Below are 22,749 nucleotides of genomic sequence, written 5' to 3'. Positions count from 1 at the left end.
CTTCGGCCTTCCTACCTGAAATGACGCAAGAGATATAATCTCATCTATGTCATAGCGGTGCCGCTAGATCAGCCGGCGCCGTATTCGCCACACCACCACACCGATCAGGATCGCCGTGACGGCGACGAACACGGCCGCCTCGATGAGCTGGAACGTCCAGAACCGGTCGGCCGGGTGGTAGACCCCGAACCACTGGATGCCCCGCGCGTGCAGGAACTGGTTGAGGTTTTCGCCGGCCCGGTCGGCGGCGCTCTCCAGCTCGTGATACTCGGTCCCGCTCAGCCTGCGCCCGGTGGCGTCCGCGTAGCCGCGTTCGATCACCCAGTCGGCGAAGCCGGGCACAGCCCGGCGCCCCGCCTGGTCCGTCGCGCCGCCGACTCCGACCGACTCCGTGGTGGTGAGCGGCGTGGCGTACGCGGGGCGGGCCAGCAGCGCCACCGACATCCGGGCGGCGAGGAACGCCCCGAACGCGCCGCCGAACGCGGGCAGGCTGCGCCGCAGGATCGCCCCGGCGGCGGTGGCGACGCCGAACGCGAACAGCGCGTACGCCACCGGAACGAGCCCTTCCAGGTCGAAGGCGTCGTACTGGAACCGCCCTTCCCACGCGTCGAACGGCTGACGGAACCAGGTGAGCACCGCGGTGAACATTCCGGTGAGCGCTACGGTGACGCCGGCGAGTGCCACGAGCTTGGTCGCCAGCCAGCGCATCCGCGGCACGGCCTGCGTCCAGGCGAGCTGCCAGGTGCCGTCCTCCAGTTCGCGCGCGAGCAGCGGCGCACCGAGGAACGCACCGATGACGACGGGGACCAGATAGAAGCCCGCCAGCAGGTTCTCGACGTACCCGTACTCCTCGTCGAGCCGGCGGAAGGAGGCCGCGCAGGCCTCGTTGACACCGGCGTCTCCCGCGCACCGGCCGGGACCGCCGGGGAACAGGTCGTGGGCCTGCGTCCCGAGCACGAGCAGGACGACGGCGAACATGCCGACGAACAGACCCAGGACGCAGACCTCGGCCCGGTGCTGGCGCCAGATCAACCACGTCATGCCGGCACCCCCGCCGGGACGGTGGTGCTCGGCTCGGACGGCCGGCGCAGGTACGCCAGCACCAGTTCCTCCAGCGCGACCGGCTGCGCCTGCCACCCGGGCGCGGGCGGGAGCCCGCCGTCGCGCACCAGCAGGCTCGTGTGGCGATCGCTGTGGACGGCCTCCACGACGGCACCGGATCGGTCGAGGTCGGTGGGCGTGCGCGGGCCGACGAGCCGCCGGTGCTCGGCGAGGAGGGTGTCGATGTCACCGGTGAGCGTGACCCGGCCGTTGTTGAGCACGACCAGGTGGTCACAGACGCGCTCCAGTTCGTGCACGACGTGGGAGGAGAACAGGACGGTCACCCCGCCGTCGGCCACCGCGCCCATGAGGACCTGGAGGAACTCGTGCCGGGCCAGCGGGTCGAGGCTGGCCACCGGCTCGTCGAGGACGAGCAGGTCCGGCCGCTTCGCCAGGGCCAGCGCCAACGCGACCTGGGCCTGCTGGCCGCCGGAGAGCGTGCCGACCCTGCGGTCGAGCGGGATGCCCAGCTTCGCCAGCCGGCGCTCCGCCAGCCCCTGGTCGAACCGCAGGTTGCAGGCCCGGCCGAAGCGGAGCATCTCGGCAACGGTGAAGCGCTTGTACAGCGGGTGGTCCTGGGCCAGGAACCCGACCCGGGACAGCGTTTGCGGGGTGCTGGCGGTGACATCGTGGCCGAGGACCTCCACCGTGCCGGTGCTCGGTGCCAGCAACCCGACGACCAGGCGCAGCAGCGTGGTCTTGCCCGCGCCGTTCGGCCCGACCAGGGCGATCACGCCGCCCGCCGGCAGGGCCAGTGTGCAGTCGCGCAGCGCCCAGCCCTTCCGGTATCGCTTGCCCAGAGCGTCGGTGCGCAGCGCGAACTCGGTCGCTGTCACGCCACGTCCTCGTTTCGCGTCTGCTGGTGCACCGAGGTGAAGAGCGCGTTGACCGCCTGCTCGTCGAGGCCGGCGTCGTAGGCGCGGCGCAGCCAGGTCGCCAGGCCGCGGCGCAGCGAGGTGTACGTCGATGCCGACATCGCGGCCGACTGCTGCTCATTGACGAACGTGCCCTGGCCGGGCCGGCCGGTGACCAGGTTTTCCTGCTCCATCTGCCGGTACGCCTTGGCGACGGTGTTCGGGTTGATCGCCAGGTCCTCGACCACCTCGCGGATGAGCGGGAGGCGGTCACCGGGTTGGAGGAAGCCCAGCAGCACCGCCTGGCGGACCTGCTGGACGAGTTGCAGGTACGGCGGCACGCCGGAGTGGGTGTCGAGCCGGAAGACGAACACGATGACCCCTTACTGATTTACTAGGAACATAGTAAAGCGGCACGGTGGCGGTCAAGAGAGGTCACCCGCCCACCCGAGCGCGGCACCGGATCCGGGGGCACGCCCGCCCGGGCCACCGGCCGGCGCCCGCGCGGTCGGGGCCGACCTCAGAAAATCATGATGTTTCGGCCACGCCGGCCTCGCGTTGTTGAGACCCTTGTTACTCGCCGGCACCGGGCCCGGCCGGCCGTGGTTTCGCCGGCCAGGGGTACGCGATGGCCCCTCGATGTGGGGGTGGGACGTGGTTGGCGGGTCTGCGGTGCGACGGTGGCGTGACGTCGCGCCGTTGGTCGTGTTGACGGTGCCGGTGCTGGCGGGCGCGGGGTTGTGGTTCGCGGGCCAGCGCGGGGCCGCCGACGTGTGCTGGGCGGCGACGACAGCGGCCACCCTGCTGGTCACGCTGCGCTGGTTGGTCCAGTCGTTGCGGCGGCACCGGATCGGCGTGGACGTGATCGCGACTCTGGCTCTGGCCACCTCGCTGCTGGTCGGTGAGTATCTGGCCGGGGCGGTGGTGGCGCTGATGCTGGCCAGCGGGCACACGTTGGAGCGCTACGCCCAGGGACGGGCCACCCGGGACCTGCACGAGCTGCTGGCGCGAGCACCCCGCCGGGCACGGCGTCGCGGTCCGAACGGCGACATCCAGGACGTCGACGTGAACGACATCCGGAAAGACGATCGGCTGCTGGTCGGGCCGGGTGAGGTCGTGCCGGTGGACGGCTTCGCCGAGGACGCGGCGACGCTGGACGAGTCCGCGGTGACCGGCGAGTCCCAGGCGGTCGAGCGCCGGGCCGGGGACCGGCTGGCCAGTGGAGTGGTCAACGCGGGCGCGGCGTTCGGGTTGCGGGTCACGTCGGTGGCGGCCGAGAGCACCTACGCGGGAATCGTCCGGCTCGCGGAGGAGGCGAACGCGGAGAAGGCGCCGTTGGTGCGGCTGGCTGACCGGTACTCGGCGGCGTTCGTGCCGTTCACCCTGATCCTGGCCGGTATCGCGTGGGCGGTCTCCGGGCAGTTCGTGCGGGCGGTGGCGGTCCTGGTGGTGGCGACTCCGTGCCCGTTGCTGCTGGCCACCCCGATCGCGATAGTGGCGGGGTTGTCCCGGGCGGCCCGGCGCGGTGTGCTGGTCCGCAACGGCGGCTCGTTGGAACTGCTGGGCCGGGCGCGGACGCTGCTCGTGGACAAGACCGGGACGCTGACGGCGGGGCGTCCGGAGATGGCCAGGGTGTTGACCGCGCCCGGCGGCGACGGGGACGAACTGCTGCGGATGGCCGCCTCGGTCGAACAACTGTCCTCCCATGTGCTGGCCGCCGCGATCGTGCGGGCCGCCAAGGACCGGAGCAGTCGGCTCGTGGCGCCCACCGAGGTGACGGAGGAGCCCGGACAGGGGGTGAGCGGCCGGGTCGACGGACGGCTGGTCCGGGTCGGCCAGCACGGCGGTGACCTACCGGACTGGGCCGCACACGCACGGCAGCAGGCCGAGGAGGACGGCCTGTCGACGGTCTGGGTGGGCCTGGACGGCGTCCTCGCCGGGGCGGTGCTTCTCCGCGACCCGGTACGGCCCGACGCGAAGGACACCGTACGACGGCTGCGGCAGGCCGGCTTCCAACGGGTGATCATGGTGACCGGGGACCGGCCAGAGGTCGCCGAGCGGGTGGCCCGCGCGGTGGGCGTGGATGACGTGGTCGCCCGCTGCTCCCCCCACGAGAAGGTGGCCCGGGTACGGACCGAGTCCGACCGGGCGGTGACGGTGATGGTCGGCGACGGGATCAACGACGCGCCCGCGCTGGCAACCGCCGCAGTGGGCGTGGCACTGGGGGCGACCGGGGCGACGGCCTCGGCGGACGTGGCGGATGCGGTGCTGTCGGTGGACCGGCTGGACCGGTTGGCGGACGCGGTGGAGATCGCCCGCCGGTCGCGGACGATCGCGGCGCAGAGTGCTGGCGTGGGCATGGGATTGGCGGTGGTGGCGATGATCGCCGCCGCGTTCGGCCTGCTGCCCCCGGTGGCCGGCGCGTTCCTGCAGGAGGGCATCGACGTGGCCGTGATCCTCAACGCGCTACGCGCTCTCGGCGGCGGCAGGACCCGCGCCTGAGTGCCGCCCAGCCGGCGCGCGGTTTCTTGGGCGCGTCAGCTCATGCTGGCACCCGTTGACCCTTCTCTGTTATCGCTAACATGGCGACTCCCGGCAATTGAAACATCGAATCAACTCGTTCGTCAACGAGCACAATTTCTCCCTCCATCGCTTGACAACCCCCTATTCGTCACACGTCTGACGCCTTACGACAGAGCAAAAATCCGGCCTTGCGCGACCATAGAGCGATCCGTATGTTATCGATAACATCGATGTTTCCCCCTTGTTTCAGCTCATCGATCCGGTGCCGGACGACCAGCACCCATTGGTCGGAACGGCTCGGCGATGGGCGGCCATCGTGCAACCTGGCTCACCCCGCACGACCTTCTCTCGTGCAGCCACCACCCGTGGCAACGCTCGCGGGTTCGACGACGCCCCGGGACGCCGGTCGCCGTCGGCCCCAGCTCCGGCCTGCACCTGAGCAACGGCCGTCAGCCACAGCCACCAACCGCTACCAACCACCGGAACGAGAGAGGTCTCCCCCATGGCCCTGACCCGACGAGCATTCACCCTGGGCGCGGTCGCCGCTGGCGCGGCCACGGCCACCGGTCTGACGATCGCATCCGGCCCGGCCGCGGCCGCGACCTACACCGGGTACGTCATGACGTACTTCACCGAGTCCCCGAACTTCGTCGGCGCCGACTACGGCCTGCATGTCGCCGTCAGTCGGGACGGTCTGAACTGGACCCCGCTGAACCAGAACAATCCGGTGGTCACTCCCACCGCAGGTCAGCTGGGGCTCCGCGACCCGTTCATCTTCCGCAAGCAGGACGGCACGTTCATCGTCATCGCCACCGACCTGCGCGGCACGAACTTCGGCGCCAACAGTCAGTACCTGCACGTGTGGGACTCGACGAACCTGACCAGCTTCACCGGGTACCGCCGGCTGCGGATGCACACCTACAACGCCCACACCTGGGCCCCGACGGTCTTCTGGGACGCCAACCGCGGGCAGTACGGCATCGTCTACTCCTGCAACAACGGCGGCGACGTGTTCCTGGTCAACTACACGTCGGACTTCCAGTCGGTCAGCTCCCCGCAGGTCTTCTTCAGCCCCGGCTTCGGCGTCCTGGACGGGGACATCGTGGTGGACGGCGGCGTCACGTACCTGTACTACAAGAACCTCGGCAACGGGAACCTCTACGGCGCCCGCTCGTCGACCGGGGCACCGAACAGCTTCACCACCTACACCGGCGGGCTCCGGCAGGGCGACGCCATGGAGGCGCCCCTGCTGGTCAAGCGCAACGAGGGCAATGGCTGGTACCTCTGGGGCGACTCGTTCATCCCGGTCAACGCCGACTACTACGCCTGGTCCAGCAGCAACATCACCGCCAATGCCTGGACGGTGCTCAACCAGCGCGACTACACCCCGCCGCTGAACGGCAAGCACGGTTCCATCCTCGGCATCACCGAGGCCGAGTACAACGGCGCGATCAGCCGGTGGGGCACACCGAACTGGGTGCGGCTGAAGTCCTCCAACTTCCCCGACCGCTACGTCCGGCACCTCGACGGCGTGGGCCGCATCGACCCGTACCCGTTCGATCCGTACCAGGACCAGATGTGGCGGATGGTGCCCGGGCTCGCGGACTCCGCCGCAGTGTCCTTCGAGTCGGTGAACCGGCCCGGCAACTTCCTGCGACACAGCGGGTACGCCATCCGGCTCGAACCGAACAACAACACCGCCACGTTCCGAGCCGACGCCACCTTCCACCGCACCGCCGGTCTCGCCGACTCCGCCTGGACCTCCTTCCGCTCGCACAACTTCCCGGACCGGTACCTGCGGCACAGCAACAATCTGCTGCGCATCGACCCGCTGAGCGCGTCCTCCAGCGCCAGCGACCGGCAGGACGCCACCTTCCGGATCACGCCGTAGGGCGCCAGCGCTTCCTGCCGCACCGCGCCTGACCCGGAAGGGCCGGTCGAGTGGGCATCCGCTCCTCGACCGGCCCTCGGGGTCAGCGACGGTCCTCGCCGGGCGTCACTGGAACTGGGTGAAGAACCGCCAGGTCTCCCCGGGGACCCAGGTCCGTGAGCCACTGTCGCCCGTCGCGCCGTCCTGCGGCGCGGCGATGTGGCCCTCGTCGAAGGCGATCCACTCCACCGGATATCCCGCGGCACACCCCGAATAGGAGGTACGGATGTGAGTGAGGGTGCCGGATCCGGGTTCGCGCGGGCTCTGCGCCGCACAGCCGTTGTTCTGCACGAAGCGATCACGCAGCGACCGACCGCTGGCGATGCCGAGCACGCCGTCACGGATGCCGTGCACCCCGAGGTACGCGACCCGACCCGTACCGCCGCTGCAACCGCTGAGCTGGGCGCCGGAAAGGACCGCGACCGCCCGGAACACGTTCGGGCGTGCGCACGCCAGGGCGTAGCTCATGCCCCCGCCGAAGCTGAACCCGGTGGCGAACCGCAGCCGGGTGTTGACGCAGAGGGAGTTTTCGATCAGTCGCAGCATGTCGTCGGTGAACGTCACGTCCTCGCCGCCGGCATTGCCCCAGCCGTTGCCCAGGCCCTGCGGTGCCACGAAGATCGCGCTGTTGTTCGCCAGCCGTTGCAGCCCGTAGTACGACCACACATCGCGCTGCACCGTCTGACCCGTGGCCACGTCGGTCGCCGTACCCCCGCGCCAGTGGAACCCGAACACCAGCCGGTACGGGTTGGCGCTGTTGTAGTTGTCCGGAACCCGCAGGATGAACGTCCGGGACTTGCCGTTGCTGGTGATGGTGTGCGTGCCGCTGCCGAGGGCGGGGGCCCGGCCACAGCCGGCGGTGCCGTTGCCGGGGGTGCCCGGGTTGCCCGAGTCACCGACCCGGACCAGCTGCCACTGCTGGTGGTTGCCGCCGAAGTCGTCGTACTGCACCACGTTCCCACCGTCGGCGGTCGAGGCGTTCTGCACCTCCACGGCCTTGTTGGAGTTCCGGTTGAGCAGGCGGACATAACCGCCAGCCGAGTCGGCCAGCCGGAACTGCTGGTTGGCACCGTTGTGGTCGGCCCACTGCACGACCGCCGCGCCGTTGGCCGTCGACGAGCCGGACACATCGAGCACCTTGCCCGAGTGTCGCGACTTCAGCCGGTAGAACCCGCCGCCCGAGTCGACGAACTGCCACTGCTGCCAGTTGCCGTCGTTGCGCGCCCACTGGGTGATCCGGGCGCCGTCCCCGGTCGCCATGTTGTAAAGATCCAGCGCCTTGCCGCTGTTGCGATTGACCAGCACGTACCAGGCGCCCACGTCCACAGTCGCCGCGGCGGCCGGGGTGATGCCGATCAGCCCGAGCACGCCGACCAGGATGGCACTCAGCGCCGCGGCGACCAGGGGTCGACGGCAACGGCCTCTCGGTACGGAGTCGGGGCGGAATCCGCCGGAGTCATTCATGATTCTCTCCTTCTCTGGCCGCACGCGACAGCACTGACATTCCGGCCATCGACTGGTGACGAGTCGGCGGGGATGAGCCGGCCGGATGGGCGCGGGTGCGTCGAAATCGCGATATCCGCACCGCCGCTCTGCGCGGGCCATGGTGGTGGTCGCGGGCCCTTGAAATCGACCCGATCGGAGGTTGATGTTAACGATCACAGTGGGGAGTGTCAATTTATCTAAGTCATTGAAGGCCACACCAAGGCCCATGGAGAAGCGACCACGAGTCGCTATTTGTTCATGCCCGCATTCTTTCCGCAAATCAGTCATGTTGTCGTCAACAAAGCCAACATCGGAGGGCAAGTCGTGCGACCAGAAACTCAATTCCAACCGGGCAGAGCGCTACGCCGCACCATCGCCGCCATCACCAGCCTGCTCTGCGTCCTCGCGCTGGTTCCGGGCGCGGCCAGGGCGGACAATCCCATCGTCCAGCATATTTACACCGCTGATCCGGCGCCGTTGGTGCATGACGGTCGGGTGTATCTCTACACCGGTCATGACGAGGACGGGTCCACCTACTTCACCATGCGGGAGTGGCGGGTGTTCTCGTCGGCGGACATGGTGAACTGGACCGATCATGGCGTGCCGATGAATTTGGCGACGTTCGCGTGGGCGGACGCCAACGCGTGGGCCGGGCAGGTCATCGCGCGTAACGGGAAGTTCTACTGGTACGTGCCGGTGCGTCAGCGCTCGAACGGGCAGATGGTCATCGGGGTGGCGGTGGCGGACAGCCCGACCGGGCCGTTCCGCGACGCCATCGGCCGACCCCTGGTCGGCAATGGTGAGATTGATCCGCACGCGTTCATCGACGACGACGGGCAGGCGTATCTGTACTGGGGCAACCCGGGGTTGTGGTACGTCAAGCTGAACCCGGACATGATCTCCTTCTCCGGCAGCGCCACCCGGATTCCGTTGACGACGGCGGGGTTCGGTACCCGTACCGGGAACGCGAGTCGGCCGACGTTGTATGAGGAGGGGCCGTGGGTGTTCAAGCGCAACGGCCTGTACTACAACGTGTTCGCCGCGGAGTGCTGCTCGGAGTTCATCGCGTACTCCACGGCGACCGGGCCGACCGGGCCGTGGACGTACCGGGGCACGATCATGCCGAGGCAGGGGGCGAGTTTCACCAACCACGCAGGGGTGATCGACTTCCAGGGCGGTTCGTACTTCTTCTACCACAACGGTGCCCTGCCCGGCGGCGGCGGTTTCACCCGGTCGGTCGCGGTGGAGAAGTTCACCTACAACAGCAACGGCACCTTCCCGACCATCAACATGACCACCACGGGAGCGCCGCAGATCGGGACGGTGAACCCGTACGTGCGCCAGGAGGCCGAGACGATCGCCTGGGGCTCGGGGATCGAGACCGAGGCGTCCAGCGAGGGCGGGATGAACGTCGGCTGGATCGAGAACGGCGACTACATCAAGGTCAAGGGCGTCGCGTTCGGAGCGGGCGCGACATCGTTCAGCGCCCGGGTCGCCTCGGGCGCCAGCGGCGGCCGGATCGAGGTACGCCTCGACAGCGCCACCGGCCCGACCGTCGGCACCTGCACCGTCGGCGGCACCGGCGGCTGGCAAACCTGGACCACCACCACCTGCACGGTCAACGGAGCCACCGGCACCCATGACCTGTACCTGCGCTTCGCCGGCGGCAGCGGCAACCTCTTCAACATCAACTGGTGGCAGTTCAGCGCGGGCAGCACGCCGACGGCGTACCGGATCACCAACCGCAACAGTGGTCAGGTCATCGACGTGCAGCAGCCCAACCTCGACAACCTGGCCGTCATCGGTCAGTGGACCAGCAACGGCGCCACCTGGCAGCAGTGGCGTTTCCTCGACGCCGGCAGCGGCAACGTGCGCCTGCAGAGCGTCAACAGTGGCAAGTGCGTGGACATCCTGAACTCGTCCACCGCCGACGGTGCCCAGGTCATCCAGTACACCTGCCACAACGGGCTCAACCAGGTCTTCACCTGGCGGCCGTCCAGCGACGGCTACTACCAACTGGTCAACGTCAACAGCAACAAGTGCCTGGGCGTGGTCGGCAACTCCACGACCGCCGGTGCCGCCCTGGAGCAACGGACGTGCGGTACCGCGGCCGGCATGCATTGGTCGCGCGTCTGAGCCGGACAGCGGCGATCGGGCGACGGGTGCCCGCCGCGACCTCAGCGGTCGCGGCGGGCACCCACCGGTGCGAGCGCCCCGGATCAGGCCGCGGTGATGGTCCAGAGCAGGTTGGTGCTGTTGTCCCAGCTCCACTGCTTGACCGTGGAGCCGGAGGCGACCTGGCCGCCGCCGTCGAGCACCAGCCCGGTCGCCCGGTTGCTGATGCGATAGCGCCGGTTGCCCTGGTCGGTGATCTGCCACTGCTGGTTGTTGCTGCCGCTCCAGGACGCCTGCTGGGCGGCGGAACCGTTGGCGGTCAGCCCGAAGCCGTCGACGACCAAGCCGGTGCTCCGGTTGACGATCCGGTAGTAGCCGGTGCCCAGGTCCACGAGTTGCCACTGGAGGTTGGTGCTGCTGTCCCAGCTCCACTGCTTCAACGGCGACCCGGCCGCCGTCGCGCCACCACCGTCCAGCGCCAGGCCGTTGGTGACGTTGGTGATTCGCTGGTACGTCGACGGGTTGAAGGTCACCCGCAGGGAGGCGATGGCGTCGTTGTTGCCGGTGTTGCGCAGGTCCGGGTTGTCGGCGTTGAAGGTCCAGCTGGTGCCGCTGAAGTTGTCGTTGGCGTACCCGATGATCTGGTGCCCGGTCGGCACCCGGACCGAGGAGACGCTGCGCAACCCGATGCCGGCGGACTGGAGCTGCGCGGCGGTGTAGCTGCCGACCGCGAGGGCGGTACCGGTGGCGTAGTTGACGTCGGCGTAGACCCCAAGCGTCGTCGTCGGGGTGGTCCCGCCGCCGCCGAGGGTGGGAATGGGGCCGGAGAAGGTCAGCTTCACCACGTAGGCGGGTGCGCTGAACGGCGCGCTCGACGACGGAAGGGTGATGCGCAGACCGCTGCCATCCTGGGTACGGGTGGGCAGATCGATGTAGCTGCCGGCAGTCGAGCCGAGCAGTTGCACCCCGGTCAGCGTGCTGAGGTTGATCCGGTTCGACGAGAGCGTGGTGATGTTCACCGAGCTGCCCGGCCAGCCGAGGATCGTCGCGTACAGGACGCGGTTGTCCTTGGTGCGGGTGAACCGGATGTCCTGCGCGTTGCCGACGACCGGCGCGACGAAGTAGCCGCCGCCCATCTTCGTCGGCCCCTCGCCGAACACCGACCAGGCGCGCGTGGAGTAGACGGACTCGCCGAAACGGCGCAGGTAGTCACCGATACCGAGCAGGATGGTGCGCTGACCCGTCGGGATGGTGCCGTCCGCCATCGGGGCGATGTTGAGGACCATGGTGCCGTTCTTGCTGACCCGGTCGATCAGCGAGTGCAGCATCTGGTTCAGCGAGTAGTAACCGATACCGACGGTGTAGCACCAGCTGGAGCTGCTGATGCTGTCGTCGGTCATCCAGTACGGATTACGGATCTCGGCGGGCCCGCCGCGCTCGTAGTCGTAGACCGCGCCGCCGTTCTCCAGACCGTCCTTGTAGGTGGCGACGACCTCCTTGTCCCAGGCGACGGCCCGGTTGTAGTAGTACGACAGGAACTTCAGCCGCTGCGCGTCGCTGATCCGACGGATGTCGAAGTCCTGCCAGAGGATGTCCGGCTGGGACTGGTCGATGACCTCGCGCAGCTTGTCGTACCAGAGCTGCTCCTCCGCGGCGGTGCCGAGCTGCCCGTAGAGCTTGCGCAGACTCGGATCGGACTGCTGCGGCGCCCACTGGTAGAACCCGGTGAAGTTGAACACGTGGTGCATCGCGACCAACACCTTGAGCCCTCGGCCACGAATCGCGTCGGTGTGCAGGCGAAGCAGATCGAGCTTGGGGCCACGAGCCACCGAGTTCCACTCGTTGACCTGGCTGTTCCACATCGAGAACCCGTCGTGATGCTCCGCCACCGGCCCGGCGAACTTCGCACCCGCGTCGACGAACAGCTGCGCCCACTCGTTGGGGTCGAAGTTGCCGCCCGCAGAGCGCAGCCGCGGCGCGAACTGCACGAACCGGCCGGTCCGGTCGTTCGCGCCGTTGATGAAGTTGTGGTACGGCCAGACCGACGGGTCACCGTAGGTGTTGCGGTGGTGGTTGTTCTCGCCCGAACCGGGGTTGTACATGTTGCGCGGGTACCACTCGTTGGCGAACGCCGGAACGCTGAACACGCCCCAGTGGTAGTAGATGCCGAACTTCGCGTCCTGGAACCACTCGGCCGCCGGGGGGTGCTGACCGACCGACTCCCAGGTGGCGGAGTAGTTGGTCGGGCCTGGGATCGCGGCGTGGGCAGGAACCGCGCGGATCAGACCACTGGCACCGACGGCGGCGGCGGCTCCTCCAACGCCGAGCGCGGACAGCAGGGTTCGACGGGTGATCGGGGGACGGGACATGAAGATCCCTCCAGACAGGGTGGCGGTGGCAAGCGACGGGATCCGTCACTCGAACATCTGACGTTAAGCGGCCCTATCATCCTTCGTCAATGCCCCGATGAGCCGCATCTGATGGCATTCATCAGGCGAATCGGTAGGATCAATCCTGCGAGGACAAGCAGATACATCATACGTATCAAGAGATCATTCTCCCGACGGGGCAGGCCGGCCCACCCACGGACGTCGGGCAGGCAGGCGTGGTGTCCACGTCGGAGCAACAGGGAAGCGCGCCCGACGGAACGCGCCGATCACCACCGCTGGCCCGGCGAAGGCGACGAGGACGACCGTCGTGACCGTCCGTCAGGCTTCCCAGCCCGGAGAGGCGGCGTGCAGGACGTCACGCACCACCGGGCGGGCGCCTTCGGTGTTCTATGGGACCAACTCGGCCACGGAATGCGCCTCGTCCAGCCGACCAGCGGCCAGGTCGTCGTGACGGATCACGAAACTCCCGACGCTGCGGTAATAGAGCTCGTTGTCGACGGGAAAGCGGGCGAGCGACACCCACTCACTCGTCAGCCGGTGCGTCTCCAACTCCACCTGGGAATACCATTTCGCGACCGGGATGACGATCTCGCCGGTCTTCTCGCGCCACGCGAGGGTCTGCTCCGCAAAACTCTGGATGACGTTCTCGTCGGCATACCCGCCGATCCAGGCGCTGGCGTACTCGCTGTTCGGTGGCCACAGGTCGTTGGCCAGCGCACAGAGCTCGTCCAGGTGCGGCAGGTCACGCTCGAGGTCACGGGCCACCTGCTGCTGAACGGGCGACAGGTCGTCCTCGTCCTCTTCGTCGTCGTCGCCCTCGTCGACCCCGAACCAACCGGGGAACTCCGCGCGCAGCGTGGCAGAGACGTCGTACTGCTCGCCGACGAACGCGTCGTCGGTGGATCCCGTCGCCACCTCGGTATCGGTACCGGCCGGCACATACACGACCCGCCCGAACCTTCGATCCCCGGTGGCAGCGGCCTGCTCGTGATTCAGAAAGAACAACAGCGAGCCGTCTGCCGGCAGGCCGGAACCGTCGACTCTCGGCAGCGCCGCACAATCGACCGAGAAGATGAACGGCAACGGGCTGACCCCGTCGGACGGCCAGTCCATGCCCAGCGGCAGTCGGGGCAACCCACCGAACTGCCCGACCGGAACACCGCCGGCTCCCCCGCTCAGCCGGATCGACAGACGCAGGTGCTGGACGAACCGGCCGACCTCGTCGTCCGGGAGGCCCAACGCGACCGCTGCCCGACGAAACTGCCCCTCATGATCCATAACGCACCATGGTGCCACGCAGGCAACAACCAGAGGGCGGAGCCCCGCAACCGTGTGCGCCCATCCCGACCTGAGCGGATGCCGGCGTCGGCAGTCATTCCCGCAGGGACGGGGAACCGTCGGCAGCTTCCATCCGCTGACCGTGGAGCGCGCGAAGCGCGTCGAGCGCGACTGCGGTGAGAACGGCGCGGCCGACACCGGCACGGCCGAGCAACTCCATCCCTCGGGTGACGGCGACGAAGTAGACCGCCAGTGATTGCACGTTCGCGCCCTCCGGGAGATCCCCGTTCTCCCGCGCATGTTCCAGGCATTGGGCATAGACCTCGGCGAGCTGCTCGATGCCGGCCTTCGTGGCCGTCGACAGCAGGTCATCCTCGCCTGTCGATTCGACAAGCGCCCGCGTGGTCAGCGAGACCCGCCGATCACTGCTGCTGAGCTCGATCGCCAGCCGGAGCATGTGACCGCGAATTTGTTCCAGCGCCGAAGCGTCCTCGTGCCCGAGTGCTTCCGAGACGGCGCGCGTCGCTTCTTCCCGGTCCTCGGAGAGCGCTCGGAGGAACAATTCCCGCTTCCCGCCGAACGCGTTGTACAAGCTCTGCTTCCCCAGACCGGTGGCCCGCACCAGGTCGTCCAGCGTCGCAGCGGCGAGGCCGTGCGCCGCGAACACCTCGCCGGCGCTGCTGACGACATCACTCTCGACGAATTTACGGGGACGAGGCATGTGAGCAAGCATACGTTATTGACCATGTAGTCAAAAACCTGTTAGCTTGGTTGGAGCGCCCGTCCATACTCGACTGCCGGCGGGCGCGGCGCCTCAATTCCGGTAACGACACCAGGGCTTAGGGAAGAGCGAAGTGAGAACTAACGAAGAGGTTGTCCGCGAGGCATACCGACTGGCCGAAGGAAACGTCCTGGACGGGGACGGCTTTCGCGCCCTGTTCACCGAGGACGGGGCGTTCAACGACATGCCGAACTCGATGAGCTTCCGCGGTGACGAAATTCCACAGGCATTGATTGGCTTCGCCAGCATCTTTCCCGACGTCCACCGCGAGCTACTCGCTGTGCATGCGCTCGGTGCGGTCGTTGCCGTCGAACTCCGAATTCAGGGAACGCATCTCGGCGGGTTCCCCACCCCGGTCGGTGAAATCCCGCCGACCGGTAACCGCATCGACGTGCCGACGGCGGATCTCTGGCACCTACGGGACGGAAAAATCGAAAGGTTCGACTGCTACAACGCGGCGAACGTGCTGCTCGCACAAATCGGCGCGGAGCCCGACTTCGACTCGGCCATCCAGGCCGCCAAGACAGCCGCCGCAGGGGCGTAGCTCCATCAACTGACCCCACACCCCGAACGGATCGCCCTGCTCTCGTTTCGGGAGGGCACCCACCCCGCCGGGTTCACCACCGCTTACGTGGCAAGCCCCGAGCTGGCGGCGGACATGCGGGGCTTCGACGTCAGCGACATCGTCGACGTCGAGGAACTGCTGCTCGATCCGGTCGCCGGATCTCCCCTGGCCTGAGTGAGGATTCACTGTCGCATTGGTGGGGCGGTTCCGTTCGCACTGACCCCCTCCGGACGCGGCACCGTCGGATGTGGCGAGCCATGCCGGCGGTGCCGCCGCCAGGCGAAGACGACTGGGGCTACGGGCCACCCACCTATCTGGCACCAATCGACGTAGCGACGGCGGCCTCGAGACTGGCTGCGCTCACTGCGGACGACCTCATCCGGGGCGTGGACCCGCAGGAGTTGAAACGGGCCGACATCTACCCCGGCCCCTGGGAAGGACCCCGCGAACTGACCTGGGTGGCCCACTATCTACCAGACGTCCAGGCCTTCTTCGCCGCAGCCGCCCGGGACAATGCCGCGGTGATCTGCTGGCTTGACTGATCGGTGACTCAGTTGCCAAAGCGCAGGTAGCGCTCACGTCACGTCGTCGACCCGCAGTCCGATCAGGACGACGAAGGGGTGTGTAGTGTGTACCCATGACACTCCTTGATCTCCGGCACCTCGCGAGTCCGCTCACCCCACGCCGCGCCACCCCGGTCGACGACCCGGCCGAGCGGCACCGTCTTGCCGCAGTGGTCGACACCGATACATCCGAGTACATCGCCGGCTTCATCTCTCAGACCGGCCGAGTGCTCGGTGAAGTGGTGCAGTCGGGTGAGACCGTCCTGTACGAGAGCGACATCGCGCTGGATGAGGATGGGGACTGGACGCCCGGAGAGCTATCTCTCATGTGGAGGGTGGCAGCCGGCACTCCTCAGGAGGACGTATACGACGACGCCGCCCGCGTCTTTTTGGCCCACAGCCTGCGCACCGGGGCCGCCAGTCAGTTCTGTGGATGGCGGGACCGGGTTGTGGCAATCGTGCCCGAGGAAGTCGGCCCCAAGGAGTCAAAGATCATTCGTACGTTGGCTGGCGGCGGCATCGAAGTCGTGCACACGTACAACGTTCTTGATGCCTACGGCACCTACGCCCGATGGGTCACCGACCTTGCCCTGGAGTACGGAAGCGGTGACGAGGCAATAGCCTCGGACACACCCCAACCGCCCGGCATGGCGCGACCGGTCGTCAGCGCATGGCTGATGCGCGAGGCGGGCGAGGCGCAGCTCCAGCAAGCCCGCCACTCCCTCAAGTTCGGCTTGGCGGGGTACGCGCGGGTGCCGAGTGAGGAGTTGCCGATCGCCGAACTCGCGCGCTCCCTCTACACCGACCGCGCGAACCTGACGAAGGTCATCAAGGCGGCCGAAAAAGATGCCAGGATTACCGGCATCCTCGACGCGATCGCGTCCGGGGACCGCGACCGGATCATCACGACCCTTCGCAACGGGTAGAACGGCCGGACCTCTGCCGACCTGAGACGGCAGCCCGAGCCGGAGGCCGCCATTGGCGCACGTATGTGGAGCGGCCACAGAATGCACTGCGCGGCTGCCGTCGTTACAGCAACGGCGCGCGTCGCGTCCAGTTGCAGCCCTGGGGCTCGGTGCTCGGCGGCCAATAACTGACCCCACCGGTTCGACCATGGCTGGTAGCGTCCGCCGAACATGAAGATCACGGGGGAACATCGATGAACCGAACTCGACTCGTCCTGACCGGCGTGGCCGTTGCGGCGGCGATCGCCACGGCCGGCTGCGATCCGCAGCCCGAATCTACGGACACCGCAACCTCGCCATCTCCGGCGGCCTCGAGCGCCGCCCCGACCGGCGGTGCGGCCACGACCGCGGCCAGCCCCGCAGCCGACGGTGCGGCCACGGCGAAGGCCTGCGCCGACATCAGGAAGGACATCAAGGACAACGCGACCAAGATCGCCGAGGCCGAGAAGATCGGCCCGCCGGCCGGGCACTTCGCGGTCAGTGCCCAGTGGGCCGCCGGGTCGGTCGCGATCCTGGCGCACTCGATGGGTGCCAACGAGGCAGTCACCGCTGCCTCCGAGAAGGTCCAGAACGAGATGATGGGCCTGAGCGACGCGTACAACAAGTCCGCTGACGCCAAGCCCAGCAAGAAGGCACTGGAAGCCGCTATCAAGGAGCTGGACACGGCCTGCTCGGCCGCCTGACCGGTCCGACCACGCAATCGGCGGTGACCACCACCCTTGTGGTCACCGCCGATTCGCAGTTCCGTGCGGCCCGCCGTCGATCTCGGGCCCGCACTCTATGGGGCAATGTCGGTCGGGATGTCCTCAAGGTGCTCGATCTCGACGACCTGGAGGCCCATGTCGTCGGCCACCAGCTCCGCGTGGATCTGGTCGCCCCGGTCGCTCATCGAGGCCTTCGGCGACCACCAGGGATCCCGTACACAGCGGCCCCGCCACAGCAGGGTCGTCTCGGTGGGGCTGACGAAGTAGCCGGCCAGGCCCCGCCGGGTACCGAGAGCGATCCCGGCGCCGGCGGCGGCCAGCGGCTGCCCGGCGGCCGCCGCCGTCACGCCGAGGTCGACGAAGGCCTCGCCGTCGGAGCTGCCCGAGACCACAGTGATTGCCGGTCCGCCGCGGGCCACCTCGCTCACCAGCACCCAGCCCCGCTCCCACTTCCCGGCCCGGTGCCGGGCGAGGATCCGCCGGTCGACCTCGGCGAGGTTGGCCAGGCTCTGGACGGTCACCTCGTCGGCCCTCAGCACGAACGCGCCGGCCCGGGAGAACCGGATCCGCAGCCCGGCGTTGCCGTGGGCGATGCCGCTGACCGTGGGGTCGCCGTCGGCCGCCAGCCAGGTGCTCACCTGGGCGCCGTCGTGCGAGGCGTAGTCGTAGCCGGTGGGAACGCCGGGCAGGTCTGGTGTGAAGGGGATGCCGAGTGCGTCCAGGGTGGTGTGCTTCACCCAACCCCCGTCGTCGAAGACACCGACGTCGCCGAGTTCCATGCGGGCTCCGGGCAGCCAGACCGGCAGCCGGTCGAACCGACCCCGGGTCTCGTGCCAGAGACTGGTCAGCAGGCTGGTCATCGGGCGCCTCCGTCGGCGGGACCGGCGTACGTGGGAACCGGCTCGATCCGCAGGCCCGCGTACGCGTGAATGGAGTACAGCAGACCGAGCGGGTTGCCGCGGTCCTGCAGCAGCCGCCACTTCGCTTCGTGCAGTGCCTGCCCCACGTCGTGCCGCTCGACGAGGAGGTTCAGGTAGAACCACTTCGAGATCTCCGCGGCGATCCGGTCCGGCACGTTCGCGACGGTGCCGATGATGCCCCGGTTGCGGTTGTGCCGGAACGGCTTGTGCAACGACGCCGCGCTCGTCGGGTCCATCGCCACGGTGCCGCAGCCGTTCAGGAACACCAACGGCATGTCCGGCCGCGGCCCCGGTCGGGCAGCCATCACCTCGGCGGCCCAGATCCGCATCATCTCCTCGACGAGTTCCTCCAGCGGCACCACCAGCTTGCGGCCCTGCTCGTCGGAGAGGTGGTAGGCATACCGGGTGGTGTCGCCGTCGGCTGCCTGGCAGTGACAGGAGAAGTGCACCACCTGGTCGAGCGGGCCGTCCCGGTTGTGGTCAAGCCCGAGCGCCGGGTCGCAGAGTTGCTGCGCCAGCGTCGGCGCCGCCGGGTCGTCGCTGTCTTTCGGGTACGGCCCTCGCAGCAGGAACAGGGCGTCCTTGCCCCGGAAGAAGCCCACCTCCTGCTGCACTCCCGGGAAACTGGCGTCGTACACCATTCGGATCGGGAGTCCGTCCCAGCCGTTCAGGGAGGTGGAATCGGGCAGGTGATCGGGGTCGCGGCGTTCGACGACGGCCGCGAAGCCGGGGAAGGCCAGCGCGGCCCGTTCCAACTCTGCCTGGTTGTCGGCCCGCACCGTGGAGGTCGGCGCGAACAACGGCAACAACTCCCAGGGGAAGTACTGGTTCGGCTCGGCGATGGCATGGATCAACGGGGTACGGCTCTGCCGGCTCTGCCAGGTCGGGCAGGCCGCCTGAAGGAACAGCGACAACCGTGGAAAGTCCCGTTGCGGGTCGTGCAGCACGTCGAAGAGAAATATCCGCCCGGCGGCCGCGAGGTTGCCGAGCGCCTCGCTTGCGGCGTCGGTCGCCACCGGCCAGTACTGCCGGCAACTCGCCGCTACCCGACCGACCAGCTTCCCGAGCTTGGCGCAGTGTTCGCGCACGATGTCCGGGTCGACCAGTTGGATGTCGGTCGGCGCCGGCCCGCGGGCGGCGGTGAGTCGCAGGCAGATGCCCTTGTCGTTGACAGTGGTCCGGGCCGTCACGTCAGGAGAGCGGAACAGTGGCAGGTCCACCGGCCTCCTCCTCTCCGGTTACCGCCACCAGCCGGATCGGCAGGGACTGGACGAGCCGACCTGACGACAGCACTGTGATTCGCAGGTCGTTCCCGCCGGGTACGTCGATCCGCAGGGTGCTGTCCAGGCGGGCCAGCCCGCCGTCGACCCGGCAGGTGGTACGCAGTTCCGGGTCGGACACGTCGACGAACGGGGCGTCGACCAGCAGGGTGAGGTCGACGTCGTCGGCCCGGACGCCGCTGCTGACAGCGAGCGGGCGCCAGACGTGCGGGTCGGCTAGCGCGGGCCGCCGCCCCGGCTCGTCCGCGAAGGCCCGTTGCCCGGTCGCCACGAGCACCGTGAGGTGGCACAGCTCGCCGACCGGGATACGCCACGTCGGCTGCGGCTGCACATCGTGGGCCGGCTCAGCCGGGGTCAGCCCGGCGCCGAGCGCACCGCGGAACGCGACCGGTTCGGCCGGGGTGAGTGTCTGCCGGAGCTCGTCCTGCACCCGGTCGATGACCTGGCTGCTCAGTCGGGCCGCCAGGCGTTCGGTGACAGCCGGCGACAGGCTGGCCGGACCGCCGCCCATCGGCATCGGAGCGCGCCCCGGCCACGCGTCGACCGGGACGACCACCGGCAGTCCGGCACCGGGCGCCTCGGCCCCGGTCGGGGCGACCTCCTCCAGCAGGCCGAGCACCGCGCGCAGCCCGGCCCAGTCCTTCAACTCGCCGAACGCCATGGCGGCGTCCATCAGCAACTGCCGTCCGCCGGTCCGATCCCCGGCGCGCAGCCGGATCTCGCCCTTGACCCGGGTCAGCCGCGCGGTGAGCGGAGCCAGCACCTCCGGCTTCTCGCCCGATCCCTGCACCGCGGCCAGCTCGCCCTCGGCGGCGTGCGCGACGTGGTCCGCCTCCACCAGCCGGCCCATCGCCAGGATCGCCCGGGCCAGCAGGCACTGGGTCCGTATCGTCCCGAGCGGGTTGCCCATCTGCCGGAAGGTCAGCAACGCGTGGGCGGCTCGCCGGACCGCGGTCGTGGCGAGTTCCGGGTCTCTACCGCCGCCGGCCCCGTCCTCGTACTGGTCGAGCGCGAGACGTGCGGTCCGGTACCGCACGTTCGCCACCCGGCGCAGGTCCCCGTCGACCAGCCGGGCAGCCTGATCGAGGTAGTCACCGGCGGACTGCCAGTCCCCCCGTCGACGACCCGCCTCGGCCAGGGAGAGATAGATCCGGTAGCGAGTGGCGTCGGAGAGCCCGGGGTCGAGCAGTTCGTCGTAGACGGCCTCCGCCGTGTCGACGTGGTGCGCCTCGGCGAACAGGATCCGGATCAGTCGCTGCTCCGGTCCGTCCGCTATGGACTCCGCCCGGGCGAGCGCGTCCTCCAGCTTCTCCACAGCGCGTTGGTACGCGGCGGCCTGCAGGAATCCCTCACCCATCTTTCGCAGGGCGATCGCGATCCGACGCTCGGCCTCGTCGCGCGCCGCCGACCGGTCCCCGAGCAGCCGGTACGACAACGCGACCGCCCGGTCCAGCGCCTGCTCGGCGTCCCGGTACCGTTCGACGGCCACCAGGAAGGTGCCCTTGGCGAGCAGCACGTCCACCTGGGCGAGAACGTTGCCGTCGCGCTCGGCGGCGCGGGCCGCCTGGGTGTACGCCGCCAGCGTCGCCGCCGAGCTCACTCCCTCGGCGACACAGCCGTCAAGCCAGGCGCCGACCCGCCAGTGCAACTGCGTGCCGAAGCCGGTGTCCGGCACTGCCGCGGTGTCGTCCATCACCCGCAGCAGGTTGGGGTACTCGGCCCGGACCCAGGCCTCGGGATGGTCGGCGATCCGCTGCGGGAACTTCGAGTCCGGCGCGAGCCAGTTCAACGGCCCCGGGTACGTGAAGTCGTCGTGCAGGACGGCGAGGACCGCGCTGACCACCTGGATGTAGGCGGCGGTGAGCTGGTCCAGCGCCCACTCGCGTTCGTGGGCCGGAATCCGGGCGGCCTGCCTGCCGGCGAACAGCCGCACCAGCGGGTGCAGCCGGTACCGGGCCACCTCCGACACCTCGTCCATGCCGAGGTCCTCCAGCAGTTGGGCCGCGGACAGCCGGTCGACCAGGGCCTCCACCTCGGCCGGCGGCAGCTCCATCAGCGGACCCAGCACCCACGGCACGAAGGTCGGTGACGGAATCAGCGCGAGCATGGCCAGCGCCCGCTGTTCCTTCGGCAGCAGCCGGCCGTACTCGGTCTGCAGGTGGGCCCGTAGGGACCGACCGGGGCGGTCCAACCAGCCGAGCCGGGACCGCGGCTCGCGCAGCAGCCCGGCAATCTGGCAGATGTCAGCGCCGTCGTTGGAGACGCGCTCGGCAGCGGCCCGGACGGCGAGCGGGAGCCGTCCGCACAACGACACGATCTCGGCAGCACACTCCGGCCGGACGCTCTCGGCGGTCCGGGAGACGGCCCGGAAGATGGCCAGCGCCTCGTCGTCGTCTGGCAGGCCCAACGGGTACGACGGTTCGGCCAGCGAATCGGACCAGGTCATGCCGCGCCGACAGGTGATGATCACGGCGGCGGCGGAGTCGCTCGGCAGTACGTGCCGGACCTGGTCGGCGTTGCGGGCGGCGTCCAGGATGAACAGGATCTTCTTCTTCGCCGTCAGCGACCGGAAGACCATCGCCCGGCCGACCGCGGTGTCGGGCATTTCGGTCCAGCCCAGCGCCAGCAGGAGCTCCTTGAGGATCTCCATCGGTGTACGGGCGGCGCCACCGGTGCCGAGGTTCACGAACAGTTGCCCGTGCGGGTAGCGGCGGGCGAGCCGCCGGGCCAGCTCGTCGGCCAGTGCGGTCTTGCCGACCCCCGGCATGCCGTGCAGGAGCAGGATCACCGGTCCGGCGGCGCCGCGTCGGTCCGCCGTCCGCCGTCCGCCGCGCCGGAAGATCGACCGTACGCCGCCGGTGCGGACCTCCCGTTGCCGGTCGTGCAGTTTCTGCAGGTCGGCCAGTTCACGCTCGCGGCCCCGGAAGAGCTCGTCCCGGGGCGGCAGGGTGGGCACCACCTGGTTGCGCCACCAGCCCAGCCACCGGGTGAGCCGGAAGCGTGGCTCCATCCGGTCCCGGCGCGGTCGGGCCGGCTTGGCGCGCCTGCTCTTGCGGGCGGCCGGCGGGTCCACCAGCGACTGTTCGTAACTGGCCTCCGGCGACTCGACCAGAATCACCGCGGCCGCGCCGAGCGTGCCGATCGCCAGCAGCGCCGCCAGTTGCAGCTTGGCGGGTATGTTGTCGTAGATGGTGCCGAGCACGCTGGCCAGCACGGTCACCGCCGCGGCGATCAGGAGCCGGAACCGCTTGAGGCGTCGGCGTAACCGCCGGATCGACCAGCGTAACGACAAGGA

Annotated in this window: 17 protein-coding genes; 7 read left to right on the top strand and 10 right to left on the bottom strand. The window is 69.0% G+C overall.

What is annotated here, in order from left to right; translation table 11 throughout:
* Window positions 1-63: 63 nt before the first annotated feature.
* Genes QCZ28_RS23285 through QCZ28_RS23275 form a run of 3 tightly spaced genes read right to left on the bottom strand, consistent with a single transcriptional unit; the run spans window position 64 to window position 2,329 of the window.
* Window positions 64-1,041 (bottom strand): ABC transporter permease subunit, encoded by a 978-nt coding sequence (locus QCZ28_RS23285; RefSeq protein WP_279518635.1) that lies wholly within the window; start codon window positions 1,039-1,041, stop codon window positions 64-66.
* Entirely contained in the window at window positions 1,038-1,937 is a 900-nt protein-coding gene (locus QCZ28_RS23280; RefSeq protein WP_279518634.1) for an ABC transporter ATP-binding protein, read from the bottom strand. Before QCZ28_RS23280 ends, QCZ28_RS23285 begins: the two co-directional genes overlap by 4 nt.
* A complete protein-coding gene (locus QCZ28_RS23275; RefSeq protein ID WP_279518633.1) occupies window positions 1,934-2,329 on the bottom strand; it encodes a GntR family transcriptional regulator in 396 nt (131 codons plus the stop codon). Before QCZ28_RS23275 ends, QCZ28_RS23280 begins: the two co-directional genes overlap by 4 nt.
* A gap of 298 nt (window positions 2,330-2,627) precedes the next feature.
* Between QCZ28_RS23275 and QCZ28_RS23270 the strand changes: the two genes are divergently transcribed.
* Together QCZ28_RS23270 and QCZ28_RS23265 are read left to right on the top strand one after the other, a co-directional pair.
* The gene (locus QCZ28_RS23270; protein ID WP_279518632.1) at window positions 2,628-4,457 is read left to right on the top strand and encodes a heavy metal translocating P-type ATPase; all 1,830 of its coding nucleotides are present in this window, start codon (window positions 2,628-2,630) and stop codon (window positions 4,455-4,457) included.
* A 523-nt stretch (window positions 4,458-4,980) separates the two neighbouring features.
* Window positions 4,981-6,369, top strand: a complete 1,389-nt coding sequence (locus QCZ28_RS23265) for a glycoside hydrolase family 43 protein (RefSeq protein WP_279518631.1) — start codon at window positions 4,981-4,983, stop codon at window positions 6,367-6,369.
* Window positions 6,370-6,474: 105 nt separating this feature from the next.
* On the opposite strand, the gene QCZ28_RS23260 is transcribed toward QCZ28_RS23265, so the two are convergent.
* The gene (locus tag QCZ28_RS23260) at window positions 6,475-7,872 is read right to left on the bottom strand and encodes an RICIN domain-containing protein (protein ID WP_279518630.1); all 1,398 of its coding nucleotides are present in this window, start codon (window positions 7,870-7,872) and stop codon (window positions 6,475-6,477) included.
* A gap of 345 nt (window positions 7,873-8,217) precedes the next feature.
* Here QCZ28_RS23260 and QCZ28_RS23255 point away from each other — a divergent pair, with 345 nt between their 5' ends.
* Complete coding sequence (locus tag QCZ28_RS23255) at window positions 8,218-10,029, top strand: family 43 glycosylhydrolase (RefSeq protein WP_279518629.1); 1,812 nt, start codon at window positions 8,218-8,220, stop codon at window positions 10,027-10,029.
* 83 nt (window positions 10,030-10,112) lie between these two features.
* On the opposite strand, the gene QCZ28_RS23250 is transcribed toward QCZ28_RS23255, so the two are convergent.
* The 3 genes from QCZ28_RS23250 to QCZ28_RS23240 form a co-directional block, all read right to left on the bottom strand.
* A complete protein-coding gene (locus tag QCZ28_RS23250; protein ID WP_279518628.1) occupies window positions 10,113-12,377 on the bottom strand; it encodes an alpha-L-fucosidase in 2,265 nt (754 codons plus the stop codon).
* 408 nt (window positions 12,378-12,785) lie between these two features.
* Window positions 12,786-13,676, bottom strand: a complete 891-nt coding sequence (locus QCZ28_RS23245; RefSeq protein WP_279518627.1) for a DUF1963 domain-containing protein — start codon at window positions 13,674-13,676, stop codon at window positions 12,786-12,788.
* Between the two features lie 94 nt (window positions 13,677-13,770).
* A complete protein-coding gene (locus QCZ28_RS23240) occupies window positions 13,771-14,397 on the bottom strand; it encodes a TetR/AcrR family transcriptional regulator (RefSeq protein WP_279518626.1) in 627 nt (208 codons plus the stop codon).
* A gap of 133 nt (window positions 14,398-14,530) precedes the next feature.
* Here QCZ28_RS23240 and QCZ28_RS23235 point away from each other — a divergent pair, with 133 nt between their 5' ends.
* The 4 genes from QCZ28_RS23235 (at window position 14,531) to QCZ28_RS23220 (ending at window position 17,233) form a co-directional block, all read left to right on the top strand.
* On the top strand, window positions 14,531-15,001 hold the full coding sequence (locus tag QCZ28_RS23235; RefSeq protein ID WP_279518625.1) for a nuclear transport factor 2 family protein: 471 nt from the start codon (window positions 14,531-14,533) through the stop codon (window positions 14,999-15,001).
* Between the two features lie 278 nt (window positions 15,002-15,279).
* Window positions 15,280-15,564: a DUF1877 family protein gene (locus tag QCZ28_RS23230; protein WP_279518624.1), complete on the top strand. Its 285-nt coding sequence runs from the start codon at window positions 15,280-15,282 to the stop codon at window positions 15,562-15,564.
* Between the two features lie 95 nt (window positions 15,565-15,659).
* Window positions 15,660-16,511, top strand: a complete 852-nt coding sequence (locus QCZ28_RS23225) for a hypothetical protein (RefSeq protein ID WP_279518623.1) — start codon at window positions 15,660-15,662, stop codon at window positions 16,509-16,511.
* A gap of 233 nt (window positions 16,512-16,744) precedes the next feature.
* Window positions 16,745-17,233 carry a hypothetical protein gene (locus tag QCZ28_RS23220; protein ID WP_279518622.1) on the top strand — a complete coding sequence of 163 codons (489 nt, stop codon included), beginning with the start codon at window positions 16,745-16,747 and terminating at the stop codon, window positions 17,231-17,233.
* Window positions 17,234-17,328: 95 nt separating this feature from the next.
* Here QCZ28_RS23220 and QCZ28_RS23215 read toward each other — a convergent pair whose 3' ends face one another.
* From QCZ28_RS23215 to QCZ28_RS23205, 3 genes are read right to left on the bottom strand one after another with little or no spacing between them, the layout of a single operon-like run.
* Window positions 17,329-18,114, bottom strand: a complete 786-nt coding sequence (locus QCZ28_RS23215) for a hypothetical protein (protein ID WP_279518621.1) — start codon at window positions 18,112-18,114, stop codon at window positions 17,329-17,331.
* Window positions 18,111-19,394 (bottom strand): CHAT domain-containing protein, encoded by a 1,284-nt coding sequence (locus QCZ28_RS23210; protein WP_279518620.1) that lies wholly within the window; start codon window positions 19,392-19,394, stop codon window positions 18,111-18,113. The genes QCZ28_RS23215 and QCZ28_RS23210 overlap by 4 nt, the downstream gene beginning before the upstream one ends.
* Window positions 19,366-22,746, bottom strand: a complete 3,381-nt coding sequence (locus tag QCZ28_RS23205) for an NB-ARC domain-containing protein (RefSeq protein ID WP_279518619.1) — start codon at window positions 22,744-22,746, stop codon at window positions 19,366-19,368. Before QCZ28_RS23205 ends, QCZ28_RS23210 begins: the two co-directional genes overlap by 29 nt.
* Window positions 22,747-22,749 lie beyond the last annotated feature (3 nt).

This window comes from Micromonospora sp. DH14 (assembly GCF_029809455.1).
GTDB lineage: Bacteria > Actinomycetota > Actinomycetes > Mycobacteriales > Micromonosporaceae > Micromonospora > Micromonospora parva.
The sequence above is the reverse complement of the archived record's forward strand: the minus strand, read 5'-3'. Positions and strand labels throughout refer to the sequence as shown.

Coding starts and splice junctions, on each gene's coding strand:
- QCZ28_RS23265 (WP_279518631.1), top strand. CDS start 4,981: ATGGCCCTGACCCGACGAGCATTCACCCTGGGCGCGGTCGCCGCTGGC.
- QCZ28_RS23240 (WP_279518626.1), bottom strand. CDS start 14,397: ATGCCTCGTCCCCGTAAATTCGTCGAGAGTGATGTCGTCAGCAGCGCC.
- QCZ28_RS23245 (WP_279518627.1), bottom strand. CDS start 13,676: ATGGATCATGAGGGGCAGTTTCGTCGGGCAGCGGTCGCGTTGGGCCTC.
- QCZ28_RS23285 (WP_279518635.1), bottom strand. CDS start 1,041: ATGACGTGGTTGATCTGGCGCCAGCACCGGGCCGAGGTCTGCGTCCTG.
- QCZ28_RS23225 (WP_279518623.1), top strand. CDS start 15,660: ATGACACTCCTTGATCTCCGGCACCTCGCGAGTCCGCTCACCCCACGC.
- QCZ28_RS23250 (WP_279518628.1), bottom strand. CDS start 12,377: ATGTCCCGTCCCCCGATCACCCGTCGAACCCTGCTGTCCGCGCTCGGC.
- QCZ28_RS23230 (WP_279518624.1), top strand. CDS start 15,280: ATGCCGGCGGTGCCGCCGCCAGGCGAAGACGACTGGGGCTACGGGCCA.
- QCZ28_RS23220 (WP_279518622.1), top strand. CDS start 16,745: ATGAACCGAACTCGACTCGTCCTGACCGGCGTGGCCGTTGCGGCGGCG.
- QCZ28_RS23215 (WP_279518621.1), bottom strand. CDS start 18,114: ATGACCAGCCTGCTGACCAGTCTCTGGCACGAGACCCGGGGTCGGTTC.
- QCZ28_RS23260 (WP_279518630.1), bottom strand. CDS start 7,872: ATGAATGACTCCGGCGGATTCCGCCCCGACTCCGTACCGAGAGGCCGT.